Here is a 15,215-nt window from a genome sequence, read left to right as displayed (position 1 = left end):
TCAGCCAGCCCTTGCCCGGTCCTCGGCCTGTGCCGCGAGCATTTCACGCACCTTTTCGACAAGATCGCCCGTCGGCACCGAGACCTGCGCGACCCGCGCCTCGCGCCAGGCCGCATTGTCCTCGATCTCGCCCGACAGGCGCTTGCCCTCGATCAGGTCCTTGATCTGCACCAGACCGGCAGCGCGCTCGTCGCCACCCTGGATGATCGCCAGCGGCGCACCGCGACGGTCGGCATATTTCAGCTGGTCACCGAAATTCTTCTTGTTGCCCTGGTACATCTCGGCGCGAATGCCGGCATGGCGAAGCTGCTGCACGAAGCGCTGGTAGTGGCCCATGCTGTCGATGTCACGGTCCATGACGCAGACGACGACAGGTGCCACGACTTCCGACGCGCCAAGCTTGCCGAGGTTCTTGAGCGCGGTCATCAGGCGCGAGACGCCGATCGAGAACCCTGTGGCCGGAACCGGCTGGCCCATGAAGCGCGAGACGAGACCGTCGTAACGACCGCCGCCGCCGACCGAACCGAAGACGACCTTTTCGCCCTTCTCGTTGGTGACGGCAAACTGCAGCTCGGCCTCGAAAACCGGGCCGGTGTAATATTCGAGGCCGCGAACGACCGAAGGGTCAATCTTGATGCGGTCGGCCTCATAGCCGGCGCTGACAACCAGGCTGCGGATGGTGTTGAGTTCCTGGACACCCTCGCCGCCCTTGGCGGTGCCTGACACGAGTGCTGCGAGGTCGTCGGCGCTTTCGGCATAGTTCTGGATGCCGACAAAGAACAGGACCTTGTCGATCTGCTCGCTGCTCAGTCCTGCACCCTTGGTGAAGTCGCCGCTTTCGTCCTTGCGGCCCTCGCCGAGCAGCAGGCGCACACCTTCGGGGCCGAACTTGTCGAGCTTGTCGATGGCGCGCAGCACCGTCAGGCGATCATTAGCCTTGTCGTCGCCGCCAAGCCCGATCGCCTCCATGACGCCGTCGAGAACCTTGCGGTTGTTGACGCGGATCACGTAGTCGCCGCGCTTGATGCCGAGCGCTTCCATGGTATCGGCCATCATCATGCACATTTCGGCGTCCGCCTGGACGCCGGCGGCACCGACCGTGTCGGCATCGAACTGCATGAACTGACGGAACCGGCCCGGGCCTGGCTTTTCGTTGCGGAAAACATAGCCGGCACGATAGGTGCGGAAGGGCAGCTGGATCTCGTTGAAGTTCTCGGCAACGTGACGCGCAAGCGGCGCCGTCAGGTCGTAGCGCAGCGACATCCACTGGTCGTCGTCATCGGTCAGCGAGAACACGCCCTCGTTCGGGCGGTCGCTGTCGGGCAGGAACTTGCCGAGCGCGTCGGTGTATTCGAACAGCGGCGTTTCGACCGGATCGAAACCGTACCGCTCGTAGACTTCGCGGATCTTGACGATCATCTTGTCGGTGGCGCGAATATCGTTGGCCGAACGATCGACGAAGCCGCGCGGCAGGCGCGCCTTGAGCTTCTGCGGTTTCTTTTGTTTCTCGGTCATGGGGAGCATTCCGGGCTGTCAGCGGGTTTGGAGCTTTCCCTACCGGATCGAGGCATGGGCGGCAAGGGTTAGCGCGGCGCAAAGCGCCTTCTTGCCTGCGCCTTCGACCCTGCTCGCGTATCTTTGCGAGCCGCGACCAAGAATACTCAAGCCAGTTGCGGCACCGGCCGCGAGAGGCCCTGCCTCAGGCCCTCGACCACGCCACGGCAATGGCAGCCTTCGATGTGATCGTTGACGAGGCCCATGGCCTGCATGAAGGCATAGATCGTCGTCGGGCCGACAAAGGTCCAGCCGCGCTTCTTCAGATCCTTGGAGATGCGCGTCGAGGTCGGTGTCGTCGGGTTGGCGGCGATCACCTCGTAGCTGACAAATGCGGGCCGCTCGTCGACACCCGGTTCGTGCGACCAGAAATAGGCGGCAAGCGAGCCGAATTCGGCTTTGAGCGCCTGGGCGCGCCGGGCGTTGTTGATGGTCGAAACGATCTTGCCGCGATGGCGCACGATGCCGGTATCGCCAAGGCAGCGCTCGATGTCGGCGTCGCCGAAGGTCGCGACCTCATCGAAGTCGAAGCCGGCGAAGGCGGCGCGAAACGCCTCGCGCTTCCTGAGGATCGTCAGCCAGGAGAGGCCGGATTGAAAGCCTTCGAGGCAGATCTTCTCGAACAGGCGTCGGTCGTCCGTCACCGGCCGTCCCCACTCCTCGTCGTGATAACGCCTGTAGTCGTCGAGATTGCTCTGCCAGGCGCAGCGCCCAAGGCCGTCTTCGCCGATCATTATGCCCTTGGTCGTCATCATCCGCCCCGTTTCATCCTGTTCCTGCCCATTTACCATTCACAAACCAGATTCCTAAAGCGACGGATAACCCTACCCAAAGCTTTATCGGCGCTTCGCCCCTTTGACAGGCTGCCGTTTACCATTCCGTGGCGCCGCGATGACACGATCGCCGCATTGCCAAGGCGCATGCCGACCGTCCAGGAGACCCGTTCTCCGGCTGGCCGCGCCATTTTGATACGTTTCGGCGAAAGGTAGCGAGTCCGTCCGATGTTGAAAAAATCCCTTCTTGTAGCCGCATCCATGCTCATCCTCGTCGCGGGCCAGGTGGAAGCCCAGGACCGGTACCAAAACCGGCCGCCGGTGATCGTCAGCCCCGACCTGACCGCTCCGTGGGTCATGCAGCTCGGCGGCCAGCCACAGCAGGCGCGCCGGGTCCTCTACCGCCAGCAGATTCCGGCAACCACCCGAAAACAGTTTTATCAGGGCCAGACGGTGCAGCCGCAGGCAAAGCGCCGCATCGGCGCGCCGCTGGTCCAGCCGGTCAACGCCACCCGCGCTGCCCAGCGCCCGGTGAAGTCGAAATTCGATCCGCAATACCTGCCTCAGACCGTCGCCTATGACGGCAAGGAAAAAGCCGGCACGATCGTCATCGATACCAACAATCGCTTCCTCTATCTCGTCACCGGCAACGGCCAGGCGCGCCGTTACGGTGTCGGCGTCGGCAAGCCGGGCTTCGAATGGGCCGGCGCCCACAAGGTTACCCGCAAGGCGGAATGGCCGAGCTGGACGCCGCCGAAGGAAATGATTTCGCGCGAAGCGGCCAAAGGTCACTACCTGCCGGCACGCATGGACGGCGGCCCGGAAAATCCGCTTGGCGCCCGCGCCATGTATCTCGGCTCGACGCTCTACCGCATCCACGGCACCAATGCGCCCTGGACGATCGGTTACGCCGTTTCGTCAGGCTGCATCCGCATGCGCAACGAGGATGTGGTCGATCTCTATGAACGGGTGAATGTCGGCACGAAGGTTATCGTCATATAATTGACACCGACCATAGAATATTCCCCCCGCTCCGCACGTCTTGCTGTTGTCTGTTCGTGATCTTCAGGCAACAGGCGAGGCCCAAGATACAAAATCCGTGATCACGTTTGATCTATCGGTTGTGTCCCGGACTTGCACTTCGGGTCGTTTTGCATAGCCTTGATGTAACGAGGGCTCAGAGGGAATCATATATGAAACGTCATGCCAGCAATTTGGTCGCGATCGTCATCGCGACCAGCACTATTCTTGCCGCCGCCAATGCCCAGGCTTTCACGCCAGCGCCGACATCCTCAAGCACTCCCAAGAGCAGCGATGTCGTTCTTGTCGCGGCACAGAAAAAGCCGCCGAAACAGTTCTGGCGCACAAAGGTTCGCTTCAGCACCGACGAAGCTCCGGGCACGATCATTGTCGATACCAACAACAAGTTTCTCTACTACATCGACGGGCCGAACCGCGCGACCCGCTACGGCATCGGCGTCGGCCGGGAAGGCTTCGGCTGGTCGGGCGTGGTGAAAGTGGGTCGCAAGGCGGAATGGCCGACCTGGACGCCGCCAAAGGAAATGCGTGTACGCGAAGCGGCCAAGGGCCGCATCCTGCCGGTCACCCAGGAGGGCGGCATCGACAACCCGCTCGGCGCGCGCGCCATGTATCTCTACAAGGGCGGCCGCGACACGATCTTCCGCATCCATGGCACCAACCAGCCGTGGACGATCGGCCAGAACATGTCTTCCGGCTGCATCCGCATGATGAACGACGACGTCGAGCACCTCTATGAGCGCGCCGACGTCGGCACCAAGGTCATCGTTATCGGGCCTGGCAGCAAGACCGGCGATACCTACTTCAACGACCGCGGCGTCGACATCTTTCGCCAGATCTTCGGCGGCTGATCCGCTTGCCTGAGACACGAATGCCGGCGCATGGCGCCGGCATTTTTCGTTTTACAATCCGGCTGGCTTGGCGCCGCCATAGGCCCAGTCGAGCAGTTCCACCGTGTGGACGATGGGGATGGACGTACCGGTGGCGATCTGAGTGATGCAGCCGATGTTGCCGGTGGCGATCACATCGGGCTTGGTCGCCGCAAGGTTTTTCACCTTGCGGGCTTTCAGCTTTTCAGAGATCTCCGGCTGCAGGATGTTGTAGGTGCCGGCCGAGCCGCAACAGAGATGGCCTTCGGCCGGATCGCGCACGACGAATCCCGCCTGCTTCAACAGTTGCTTCGGTGCCATGGTGATCTTCTGGCCGTGCTGCATCGAACAGGCGGAATGATAGGTGACCGTCATGCCGCGCGGGTCTTGCGCCGGCAGGTCGAGCGTCGCCAGATATTCGGTGATGTCCTTCGCCATGGCCGAGACCCGTGCCGCCTTTTCCGCATAGGCGGGGTCGAGGCGCAGCATGTGGCAGTAGTCCTTGATCGTCGTGCCGCAGCCGGAGGCGGTGATGATGATCGCATCGAGACCACCCTCCTCCGCCACACTCAGCCAGGCATCGACATTGCGCCGGGCGGCAGCGAGCGCCTGGCCTTCCCGCCCCATGTGATGCACCAGCGCACCGCAACAGCCCTCCCCGGGAGAGACGACCACCTCGATGCCGAGACGGGTGAGGAGACGGATGGTTGCCTCGTTGATCTCCGGCTTCAACACCGGCTGGGCGCAACCGTTCAAAAGCGCGACGCGGCCGACGCGCTTGCCGCTGGCGGCATGCGTGCCCGGTACCGCAGTTATCGAAGGCTCCGGCACCGCCTTCGGCGCCAGATCGAGCATCACGCCAAAGGTCTTGAGCGCCGCCACTCGTTTCAGGACACTGGCAAAGGGCCTTCCAAGAGCCGCCGCCTTCAATGCGAAGCGAAAGCGCGAGGGGTAAGGCAGAACCTGCGCCAGAACCGCGCGGGCCAGCCTGTCCTTCAACGGCCGCTTGTAGGTCTTTTCAATGTGAACGCGGGCGTGATCGACCAGATGCATGTAGTCGACACCCGACGGGCACGTTGTCGTGCAGGCGAGACAGGACAGACAGCGATCGATATGGGTCACGGTCTCGGTGTCGGCGGCCCGGCCGTTTTCCAGCATGTCCTTGATGAGGTAGATGCGACCGCGCGGGCTGTCGAGCTCGTCGCCGAGCGTCACATAGGTGGGACAGGTGGCGGTGCAAAAACCGCAATGTACGCACTTGCGCAGGATGGCCTCGGATTCGGCCACATGCGGATCGGCAAGCTGCGCGGGCGTAAAATTGGTCTGCAAACGCTTACTCCAATGTCGGGGCCCTGCCCCTGATGCGCATCGCGATCCCCCGGAGATCGTTTGCGGCTTCAAGCTCTTGTATTCGCGTGCCGTTCTCGCAAGGCGGCACTGGTTCCGCGCGGCGCGCGATTAGACCATCCAGCTTTCGGGATTGCTGATCGGCTCTTCGCGGGCGGCGCGTTGCAGCCCGACAACACAGCGCACGACGATCCACACGGCGGTGGCGATAAACCCCAGGAACCCGATCAGCAAGACCATCAACAGAGCCGAGATGACGCTGAACAGCACTGCGATCCAGAACGTCCGGATCGCCCAGGTATAATGCGTCTGGACCCAGGGCGCCCCCTTGCCGCGATTGAGATAGGCGATAACCACACCGATGATGGCCGTGATCCCGACGGCAAAAGCGACGAGGTAGAGCACATAGATGACCTGGACGTTGATCTTTCCGGGCTCCAGCCAGCGGTCGGTCTCTCTGGGAAGCGGAGCCTGCGGACCATTGTCACTCATCGATACCTCCCTGTCTGCTCAAGTGTCGGTTTTTCAGGAGACGGCCTGCATCCGGCCGGGATTGAAGATCCGCTGCGGGTCGAATTTCTCTCGCACGCGTTCGCTCAAGAGCGCGACGGGCGCCGGCTGCGGCTCGAACGATGGGATGGCCGCGCGGAAACCGTCGTTCGCGCGAACGAGGGTCGCATGGCCGCCGCCGAGTGCCTTGATGTAGCGGCGCACCAGCGCCGCCTCGGGATCGGCTTCCATGCGCAACCACACAAGTCCGCCCTGCCAGTCGTAGAAGGCATCGACCCCGGTTTGCAGCCGCAAGGCGGCCACCAGCTGATGGCCTGCCGAGGGCGCCACCGAGACGCGCCAGAGGGGTCGGTCCGTACCGTCGGCATAGGGTTTCACATCACGGATCTCCGACCAGAGCACCGCCGTCCGTTCCCCGTCGAGCCGCGTGACCGCGCCAAACCTTTCGAGCGCCTTTGCCAGTTTTTCGGCGCGGATCGAGACAGACGCCGGCAAACCCTCGAGCCGAAGCACGGTCGCGGCGCCATCCGGCAGGCCACCGCCGATGAACCGGCCGCGCACGCTTTCGGCCAGATGCGCAGCCCCCGAAACCTCGACCGTCTGCGCCATGGCTTCCGCCATCACGGCCGCAGCCTCCGCATCGTTCAAGCCGGAGACCACGACGGTCTCTGAGGCCGGCGGCTTCGGCAGCACGCGAAATGTCACCTCGGTCAGAATGCCGAGCGTGCCGTGCGAGCCGGCCAGAAGCTTGACCAGATCGAGGCCGGTGACGTTCTTCATCACCCGGCCGCCAGCCTTGATCGCATCGCCGCTGCCATTGACGAAGCGCACGCCGAGCAGGCTGTCGCGGGCCGCGCCGGCGATAATCCGCCGCGGCCCGGAGACATTGGCCGCAAAGACCCCGCCGATCGTCGGCTCGCCGGTCGTTGCAAAGACCGGGCGATGGTCCATCGGCTCGAAGGACAGCATCTGCCGGTTTTCGGCGAGTGCCGCCTCAATCTCGGAGAGTGGTGTGCCGGCAAGCGCGCTGACGGTCATCTCCGCCGGATTGTAACTGACGATGCCGGAGAGGCGACGGGTGGACAGCACCCGATCGGCACGCACGGGATTGCCGAGGCCGGATCGCGTACCGCCGCCGATGACGGCAAGCGACGCCCTGTCAGCGGCCATCGCCCGAACGACTGTCGCGATCCCCTCTTCGCTCGCGGGTTCGAAATGCACGATCATGCGGCGGGGCGCCCTTCGAGCGGAAAGACCTTGGATGGGTTCAGGATCCATTGCGGATCGAAAGCGGCGCGCGCCGCCATCTGCTGGTCGAGATCGGTCTGGGTGAACTGATGCAGCATGAGATCGCGCTTCTCGATACCGACGCCATGTTCGCCAGTAAGGCACCCGCCGGCGTCAACGCAGAGCTTCAGGATATCGTTGCCCGCACTTTCGGCGTGCGCCGCATCCTCCGGGTCGTTGATGTTGTAGAGGATCAGCGGGTGCATGTTGCCGTCGCCGGCATGAAAGACATTGGCGACGCGCAGGCCATAGGAGGCGACAATCTCGCCGGTGCGGCGCAGAACGTGGGACAGCTGGCTGAGCGGCACCGTGCCGTCCATGCAGATGTAATCGGCGATGCGTCCGGTCGCGCCGAATGCCGACTTGCGCCCCTTCCAGATCAGCGCCGCCTCGAGCGCCGACTGGCTTTCCTTGATGGTGGTGACGCCATGGCGACGGGCAACCTCTATGATGCTGACAAGCATCGCATCCATCTCGGCTTCCGAGCCCTCCACCTCGACGATCAGCAGCGCCTCGACATCGAGGGGATAGCCGGCATGGGCAAAGGCTTCGCAGATCTCGATCGCCGGCTTGTCCATGAACTCGATGGCGACCGGAACGATGCCCGAACCGATGACGTCGGCGACGCAGGCGCCGGCCGCTTCCGACGAGGCAAATCCGAACAGCACCGGGCGGGCGCCTTCGGGCTTGGCGATCAGCCGCACGGTTGCTTCGGTCACGATGCCGAGTTGGCCTTCCGAGCCGCAGACGAGCCCGAGCAGATCATAGCCTGCCGCATCGAGCGCCTTGCCGCCGAGGTCGACGATCGTGCCGTCGAACAGCACCAGCTTCACGCCGAGCAGATTGTTGGTGGTGACGCCGTATTTCAGGCAATGGGCGCCGCCGGAATTCATGCCGATATTGCCGCCGATGGTGCAGGCGAGCTGCGAACTCGGATCGGGCGCGTAGAAGAAGCCGTCGGCGGAAACGGCTTCGGAAATGTTGAGATTGGTGACGCCCGCCTGGACCGTCGCGGTGCGATTGAAGAAGTCGACGTCGAGGATCCGCGACATCTTCGACAGCCCGATCACGACAGCGTCTTCCTGCGGGATGGCGCCGCCGGAAAGCGACGTGCCCGCACCGCGCGGCACGACGGGAATGTTGTAGCGGCTGCAATATTTGAGCACTGCTGCGACCTGTTCGGTCGTCTCGGGCAAGGCGACAAGAAGCGGCATGCGGCGATAGGCGATGAAGGCATCGGTCTCGAACGGCTTCAACCCGCGCTCGTCGCTGATGAGACAGCCTGCCGGCAGCAGGTCAGCCAGATCGGCGGCGATCTCGCGACGCCGGGCAATGACGGCAGGTCTTGGCTGCAGAAAGCCGATCGTTTCCGCCATCAAATCCTCCGCCCGGATGTCAATTGGTTCATTTTCTTTACCACTAGGACTGCGCCCTCGCAAATGCTATTGAGTTTTTCCATTTCGGAAACAATGGCAACGATTGATGACGAATTTAGGCGATCTTGAGATTTTTGCACGCGTCGTTTCCACAGGCAGCATGTCGGCGGCCGGACGGACACTCGGCTTTTCGCCGGCGGTCATCTCCAAACGCATCAAGCGGCTGGAAGATCGGCTGGGCACGCGGCTCCTGCAGCGCACCACCCGGCAAATCTCGCTGACCGAGGCGGGACAGGGCTTCTACGACCGGGTGCTTGGTATCCTGACGGGCATCGAGGAGGCGGAAGCCTATGCCTCGGGGCGTTCTTCGCAGGCACAGGGCGTGCTTCGCATTTCGGCGCCCACATCCTTCGGACGCATGCATATCGCGCCACATCTGACCGGCTTCATGAAGGACCATCTGGACCTCAAGCTGCATATCGTGCTGACCGACGACTTCACCGATATCGTCGCCGACGGCTTCGACATGGCGGTGCGCATCGGCGAACTGACCGATTCGAGCCTGGTGGCGCGCAAGCTCGCGCCGGTCCGCCGGCTGCTCTGCGCCTCGCCCGATTACATTGCCCGCAACGGCGCGCCGACCGAGATCGGCGAACTCGCCCGACATTTCTGCCTGCCCGCCCACAACAACGACAACTGGAAGCTCGAAGGCCCCGAAGGCTCGCTGGTCTGGCATCCCGAAGGACCGCTTGTGACCAACTCGTCGGAGATCGTACGCGCGGCGGTGATCGCCGGTGCCGGCATCGCGCTACGCTCGACCTGGGATATCGGCCCGGAGCTGCGCAGCGGCCAGTTGGTGCAGGTGCTGCCGCAATGGGAAGGTTCGAAGAACCTGACGCTGTCGGCGGTTTACCCGAGCCGGCAGTTCCTGCCGGCCAAGGTGCGCCTGTTCATCGATTATCTCGCCACGCTCTACGGGCCCGTTCCCTACTGGGAGCAGTAGGCGCTACTTGTGCTCACCGTCGCCGTGATGGTGGCGGATACGGCGAACGATGAGCCAGACGCCAGCCACCGCGAAGGGCACCGCAAGACCGGTCAAAAGGCCGGGATCGATCGGCAACTCGTGGCTGACTGCCTTGGCGAGATAGCCGAACAGCCCGACGACATAATAGGAAATGGCGGCGACCGACAGGCCCTCGACGGTCTGCTGCAGCCGCAGCTGCAACTTTGCCCGACGATCCATCGAGTTCAAGAGCGCGCTGTTCTGCCGTTCCAGTTCGACATCGACCCAGCTGCGCAAAAGGGCTGTGGCGCGGGCGAGCTTGCGCGACAGGTTCGCCTGGCGCTCTTCGACCGACTGGCAGGTGCGCATGGCCGGCGCCAGCCGGCGTTCTAGAAAGGTGCCGATGGTCTCGTAACCGGGAACGGCCGTCTCGGCCAACGTCCGGATGCGTTCCTGGACGATGCCGTAATAGGCACGGCTTGCGCCAAAGCGATAGAGGCTGAGGGCCGCCCCTGCTTCCAGATCGGCTGCAAGCCTCGTGATCTCCGCGAGCATGTCGTCCGCCTCTTCGCGGACGTTCTCCTTCATGCGCTGGGTGATCGCCGTCAGGCCGTCTTCGGTGCGGCGGATTTCCGGTGACAGCGACTGCGCCAGCGGCAGGCCGACCATCGCCAGCGTGCGATAGGTTTCGATATCGAGCAGACGCTGGATCAGCGCGCCGGTGCCGGCCTCGGTCATGCCGCGGTCGATCACCAGGATCTGTGTCAGGCCGTCGCCGTTCTGGCGAAAATCGGTGACGAGGATCGCCTGGCCGTTTTTCGTCTCGCTGTAACAGAGGCTGGTCGGGTCGAAGGCCTTGATCGCTTCGCGGGTCTCCGGCGAATCCGCGCGGATCTCGAGGCGAATGCCCGAGATGAGCGAACCGGGGGGCGAAAAGCCATCGCCGAACGGGTGGATCGCCACCTCGCCGCCAAACCGGTCCGGCGCCGGGCCGTCCCAGAAATAGGTGGAAAATTCCGTATGCCGCTCCCAGCGCAGCGTTCCCTGCCCCCAGGCCATGGCGTGGTGGTTGGCATCGCGTCCGGGCGGGGCGATACCGCGCGAACGCGACAGTTCCGACAGAACCGCATGATCGACGATCGAGCCGCCCTCGGTCATAAAGGCGAGCTGAAAGATCACGCGCGGCGTCGCCACCAGGGCATAAGGCCGCGAATGGACCTCGCCCAGTGCCTGCGCTCGCATCGGCGCAACCGGAAATGCAAAACTTCCCTTAGCCATGAAGCGCTTTGTCCCCCTCACGCGTTCATCATCACTTTCTTATCAACCGAATGAGCAAAAGCAAAAGGACGCATTGCCGCAGTTTGACTTTTGTCAGACGCAGCGAGTGAGGGCCGCGAAGTGGACAAGGAAATTGACCAGTTGACTGCCGATGCCTAGATTGCGGCGCATGGGAGACCCAAGCGTGACCGAAGACCAGATCGACCTCTATGCCCGCATCAGCCACAGCCGCACTGCGGACGAGGTGGTCCAGCAGATCGAGCTTCTCATCCTCGAAGGCATCCTGCGCGACGGCGACCGGCTGCCAGGCGAACGGGAACTGTCGAAGCGCTTCGACGTATCGCGGCCGATTCTGCGCGAAGCATTGAAGGAACTGGAGACGCGTGGACTGGTCGAGAGCCGCCACGGCGGCGGCACCTTCATTGCCGATGTCGTCGGCGAAGTCTTTTCCAAGCCGCTGATCGAGCTGATCGGCCGCCACCACAAGGCGACGCAGGACTATCTGGAATATCGCCGCGAACTGGAAGGCCTGACTGCGGAACTGGCAGCGACCCGCGCCACGGATTTCGATCGCGACATCCTCACGCGCATCATCGAGCGCATGCGAACCGCCCATCGCGATGGCGATTTCAACGACGAACTGGCCTCAGACGTCGAGCTGCATCAGGCAATTGGCGAAAGCGCCCACAACATCATCCTGATGCACACGCTGCGCGCCTGCTATCGGCTGTTGACGCAGGGGATCTTCTTTCACCGCAATTCGGTCTTCGATGCACCCGGCGCGCGCGACCGGCTGCTTTCGCAGCACGAAGCGATCTACGACGCGATCATGGCAGGCGACCCGAAAGCCGCCAAGGCCGCCGCCCAAAGCCATATCGATTTCGTCGCCGCTTCCACCCGCGAGGCGGAGCGCACCGGCGAATGGGCACGCATTGCAAGGCTGCGGCTGCAGCAACGCGACCAGGCGAGCTGAAGCCTGGCCAGCGCCCGGTTGCCGCCCTGCTGGCAAGGCCGGCGCGGAAGCACCATATTCTGTCGCATAGGGACCACAGTTTGCAGCGATGCTGGCCGCATATCCGGCAGCCGATGCGGCGCGACATTTACACGCAACGCTGCGCTGGCATACTGGCCGGTAAACCCAGGGAACACTGATTCGCTAAGAGGAGAGCAAACGACCTTGAACTTCCTGAACCGGCTCGCATCCGATGTGCAGCTTATGCTGCGTCGACCGGCGCGCATGCAATATGCGGCGCTCTGTTACCGGGTTCGCAAGAAGTCCAAGGCGCTCGAGATTCTGCTGATCACCAGCCGCGATACCGGCCGCTGGGTCATTCCCAAGGGCTGGCCGATGCGAGGCAAGCGCGCCCATGAAGTGGCCGAACGTGAAGCCTACGAAGAGGCTGGCGTGAAGGGTCGGGTGCAGAAGGCTGCAGCCGGCCACTACCTCTACAAGAAGCGCATGGATCACGGCCTGAAGATCTCGGTCAAGGTCCAGGTGCATGCCCTGGAGGTCGACGACCTCTGCAAGCACTTCCCCGAGGAAGGCACGCGGAAACTGGAATGGGTCGCCTACCAGGAAGCCGCTAGCCGCGTCGCCGAGCCGACGCTGAAGGATCTCATCCTGGCCTTTGGCAGCCGAATGGCGACGCCGCCCTCGCCCGCCCCGAAGGTCGTCAGCGGCTAGCCCCAGCGGGCGATCTTGCCGCTGCCTTTTGCACAGCTTTGCAGACCAACATCAATTCCGCTTGAATGCGTCCCACAGTGGCAGTAGTGGCCACTGTGACAAAGGAGATCACCATTGGCAAAGCCGCGCATGCGCCTTGAAAAGCAGACGCTCGACAAGGACCTCGACAAGTTCAGCCTTGCCGAGGAGGCGTCGCAGCAAGTGATGCGTGGTCTGGCCGCACCTGGCCTCGCTTTCCTGTTCCTGCTGCTCAGCATGGCCTTTGCCGCAAGCTTCGTGACGAACTCGGCAACCGCGCCGATCATCATCGCCGCAGCAGCGATCGCCGGCTACATGGCCATGAACATCGGCGCCAACGACGTGACCAACAACGTCGGCGCGGCGGTCGGCGCCAAGGCAATGTCGATGGTGACGGCACTGACGATCGCCGCCGTCTTCGAAATCGCCGGCGCCATGCTGGCCGGCCGGCAGGTAACCCTGACCGTCGAGGCGGGTATTATTTACGGCGAGCATATTCTCGGCCCTGAGACGATCGTCTGGGTGATGATGGCGGCACTCGCCTCATCGGCCGTCTGGATCAACATCGCCACCTATTCCGGCGCGCCGGTATCGACCACACATTCCATCATCGGCGGCATCGTCGGCGCAGGCATCGCCGCTGCCGGCGTGTCCAGCGTGCAATGGTGGCCGCTGGCCGGCATTACCGCGAGCTGGTCGATTTCTCCCATCCTCGGCGGCGTCATTGCCGCCGCCTTCCTTGCCTTTCTCAAGGAATTCATCATCTACCGCGAGGACAAGATCGCATCGGCCCGACGCTGGATGCCGGTGCTTCTGGGCGTGACGGCCGGGAGTTTCACCACCTATCTCGCCGTGATCGCGCTGGTTCAGGTTGCCGCAATCTCGTTGACATCAGGCTTCGGCCTCGGTGTTGCCGTCGGCATAGCCACCTACTTCCTCAGCAAGCCCTGGATCCGCCGCCAATCGGAGGGGCTGGACAATCGCAACCAGTCGCTGCGCAAGCTGTTTCGTGCGCCGCTGATCCTGTCGGCCGCGCTGCTCTCCTTCGCTCATGGCGCCAACGACGTCTCCAACGCCATCGGCCCGCTCGCAGCGATCGTCTCCGCGCTTGATGGCGTCATCACCACGCAGACATCGCCGACGCCGCTTTGGGAACTGGCGATCGGCGCCATCGGCATTTCCATCGGCCTGCTGCTCTACGGCCCGCGCCTGATCCGCGTCGTCGGCCAGGAAATTACCCGCCTCAACCCGATGCGCGCCTTCTGCGTTGCGCTCGCAACCGCGGTCACCGTGTTGCTCGCGTCTGCCTTGGGTTTGCCGATCAGCTCGACCCACACGGCGGTCGGGGCAGTCTTCGGCGTCGGCTTCTTCCGCGAATGGTATACCCGCCACTCGAAACGGCGGCTCGAATATGTCCGCCAGAAGACCGGACACGCAGACTTCATGGAGCAGACCGAAACCAACTTTGCCGAGGTCCGCCGTCGCCGCCTGGTCCGTCGCTCGCATTTCCTGACGATCATTGCCGCCTGGGTGATTACCGTTCCCGCCTCTGCCGCCCTTTCGGCCGTCGTCTATCTCGTTCTTTCCGCCATTTTCATGTGAAGGTATTCCCATGCGCGCCAATTTTCGCATGCAGCGTCTTTTCGTTGAGTACCCGCTTCTGGCCGGCTCGACACAGGAGGCGACCAAGGAACAGTTCAATTATCTGATCAACGTGCTGCGCTACGAGGACGGCGCCTCCATTCTCGTCTTCAACGGCCGTGACGGCGAGTGGCGGGCCGAGCTTTCGCTTGCCTCCAAGAAACGCCTGATCCTGACCGCCGTCGAGCAGACCCGGCCGCAGCCGGCCCCTTGCGATCTCGTCTATCTCTTCGCGCCGCTCAAGGTCGGCCGCCTCGACTATCTCGTGCAGAAGGCGGTGGAAATGGGCGCCGGCGTGTTGCAGCCGGTGATGACGCAACATGTCCAGGGCAAGATCGGCAATCTCGATCGGGTACGCGCCAATGTCGTCGAAGCCGCAGAACAATGCGGCGTGCTCGGCATTCCCACCGTGGAAGAGCCGCGGCGGCTTGAAGACCTGCTGCAGGGGTGGCCTGCGGATCGTCGCATCATTTTCTGCGACGAAGGCAGCGACAGCCAGAACCCACTGCCGATCCTCACCGGCATCAAGGAGAGGAAGCTGGCATTGCTGATCGGGCCTGAAGGCGGCTTTTCCGACAGCGAGCGAACCCTGCTGCGCAGCCTCGATTTCGTCACCGCCATCCCACTCGGGCCCCGCATTCTCAGGGCCGATACCGCAGCGGTTGCGGCGATGGCCGTCATACAGGCAACGGTCGGTGATTGGCATTGACCGGTCGCCTGCAAGCAAGCACGGCACATACTTTTTTTGAATAGATCTTGAAAGAAATTGACTTGCACCGCACCTGATTACGGTTCAAGCAGCCACCATCCACTTCCGCCTTGCGGCGGAACCGCTCA

At 63.2% G+C, this 15,215-nt stretch carries 14 protein-coding genes; 7 read left to right on the top strand and 7 right to left on the bottom strand.

Features of this window, described 5'->3' with window-relative positions; all coding sequences use genetic code 11:
- Both hisS and LPJGGPFB_RS05735 read right to left on the bottom strand, forming a co-directional pair.
- The gene (hisS, locus tag LPJGGPFB_RS05740; RefSeq protein WP_173419123.1) at window positions 1-1,515 is read right to left on the bottom strand and encodes a histidine--tRNA ligase; all 1,515 of its coding nucleotides are present in this window, start codon (window positions 1,513-1,515) and stop codon (window positions 1-3) included.
- A gap of 146 nt (window positions 1,516-1,661) precedes the next feature.
- Complete coding sequence (locus LPJGGPFB_RS05735; protein WP_173420956.1) at window positions 1,662-2,306, bottom strand: DNA-3-methyladenine glycosylase I; 645 nt, start codon at window positions 2,304-2,306, stop codon at window positions 1,662-1,664.
- A 249-nt stretch (window positions 2,307-2,555) separates the two neighbouring features.
- Between LPJGGPFB_RS05735 and LPJGGPFB_RS05730 the strand changes: the two genes are divergently transcribed.
- Window positions 2,556-3,329: a L,D-transpeptidase gene (locus LPJGGPFB_RS05730; protein WP_173419122.1), complete on the top strand. Its 774-nt coding sequence runs from the start codon at window positions 2,556-2,558 to the stop codon at window positions 3,327-3,329.
- 191 nt (window positions 3,330-3,520) lie between these two features.
- The gene (locus LPJGGPFB_RS05725; RefSeq protein WP_173419121.1) at window positions 3,521-4,216 is read left to right on the top strand and encodes a L,D-transpeptidase; all 696 of its coding nucleotides are present in this window, start codon (window positions 3,521-3,523) and stop codon (window positions 4,214-4,216) included.
- Window positions 4,217-4,267: 51 nt separating this feature from the next.
- Here LPJGGPFB_RS05725 and glcF read toward each other — a convergent pair whose 3' ends face one another.
- The 4 genes from glcF to LPJGGPFB_RS05705 all read right to left on the bottom strand — a co-directional run bounded on the left by glcF (window position 4,268) and on the right by LPJGGPFB_RS05705 (window position 8,754).
- Window positions 4,268-5,563, bottom strand: a complete 1,296-nt coding sequence (glcF, locus tag LPJGGPFB_RS05720; RefSeq protein WP_173419120.1) for a glycolate oxidase subunit GlcF — start codon at window positions 5,561-5,563, stop codon at window positions 4,268-4,270.
- Window positions 5,564-5,692: 129 nt separating this feature from the next.
- Window positions 5,693-6,073, bottom strand: coding sequence for a DUF4870 family protein (locus LPJGGPFB_RS05715; RefSeq protein ID WP_173419119.1), 381 nt, complete (start codon window positions 6,071-6,073; stop codon window positions 5,693-5,695).
- Window positions 6,074-6,106: 33 nt separating this feature from the next.
- Window positions 6,107-7,318, bottom strand: coding sequence for a glycolate oxidase subunit GlcE (glcE, locus tag LPJGGPFB_RS05710; protein WP_173419118.1), 1,212 nt, complete (start codon window positions 7,316-7,318; stop codon window positions 6,107-6,109).
- On the bottom strand, window positions 7,315-8,754 hold the full coding sequence (locus LPJGGPFB_RS05705) for an FAD-linked oxidase C-terminal domain-containing protein (RefSeq protein ID WP_173419117.1): 1,440 nt from the start codon (window positions 8,752-8,754) through the stop codon (window positions 7,315-7,317). The genes glcE and LPJGGPFB_RS05705 overlap by 4 nt, the downstream gene beginning before the upstream one ends.
- Window positions 8,755-8,860: 106 nt before the next feature.
- Here LPJGGPFB_RS05705 and LPJGGPFB_RS05700 point away from each other — a divergent pair, with 106 nt between their 5' ends.
- On the top strand, window positions 8,861-9,757 hold the full coding sequence (locus LPJGGPFB_RS05700) for a LysR family transcriptional regulator (protein ID WP_173419116.1): 897 nt from the start codon (window positions 8,861-8,863) through the stop codon (window positions 9,755-9,757).
- A gap of 3 nt (window positions 9,758-9,760) precedes the next feature.
- Here the strand turns inward: LPJGGPFB_RS05700 and LPJGGPFB_RS05695 are convergent, their stop codons facing one another.
- Window positions 9,761-11,035, bottom strand: coding sequence for a DUF3422 family protein (locus LPJGGPFB_RS05695; protein ID WP_173419115.1), 1,275 nt, complete (start codon window positions 11,033-11,035; stop codon window positions 9,761-9,763).
- Window positions 11,036-11,219: 184 nt separating this feature from the next.
- On the opposite strand from LPJGGPFB_RS05695, the gene LPJGGPFB_RS05690 reads away from it, so the two are divergent.
- The 4 genes from LPJGGPFB_RS05690 to LPJGGPFB_RS05675 all read left to right on the top strand — a co-directional run bounded on the left by LPJGGPFB_RS05690 (window position 11,220) and on the right by LPJGGPFB_RS05675 (window position 15,087).
- Window positions 11,220-12,008, top strand: a complete 789-nt coding sequence (locus LPJGGPFB_RS05690) for a FadR/GntR family transcriptional regulator (protein WP_327795805.1) — start codon at window positions 11,220-11,222, stop codon at window positions 12,006-12,008.
- Between the two features lie 204 nt (window positions 12,009-12,212).
- Window positions 12,213-12,719 (top strand): NUDIX hydrolase, encoded by a 507-nt coding sequence (locus LPJGGPFB_RS05685; RefSeq protein ID WP_173419113.1) that lies wholly within the window; start codon window positions 12,213-12,215, stop codon window positions 12,717-12,719.
- A 114-nt stretch (window positions 12,720-12,833) separates the two neighbouring features.
- A complete protein-coding gene (locus tag LPJGGPFB_RS05680) occupies window positions 12,834-14,339 on the top strand; it encodes an inorganic phosphate transporter (protein ID WP_173419112.1) in 1,506 nt (501 codons plus the stop codon).
- 10 nt (window positions 14,340-14,349) lie between these two features.
- Entirely contained in the window at window positions 14,350-15,087 is a 738-nt protein-coding gene (locus tag LPJGGPFB_RS05675) for a 16S rRNA (uracil(1498)-N(3))-methyltransferase (protein ID WP_173419111.1), read from the top strand.
- Window positions 15,088-15,215 lie beyond the last annotated feature (128 nt).

This window comes from Ensifer adhaerens (assembly GCF_013283195.1).
Lineage (GTDB): Bacteria > Pseudomonadota > Alphaproteobacteria > Rhizobiales > Rhizobiaceae > Ensifer > Ensifer adhaerens_G.
The sequence above is the reverse complement of the archived record's forward strand: the minus strand, read 5'-3'. Positions and strand labels throughout refer to the sequence as shown.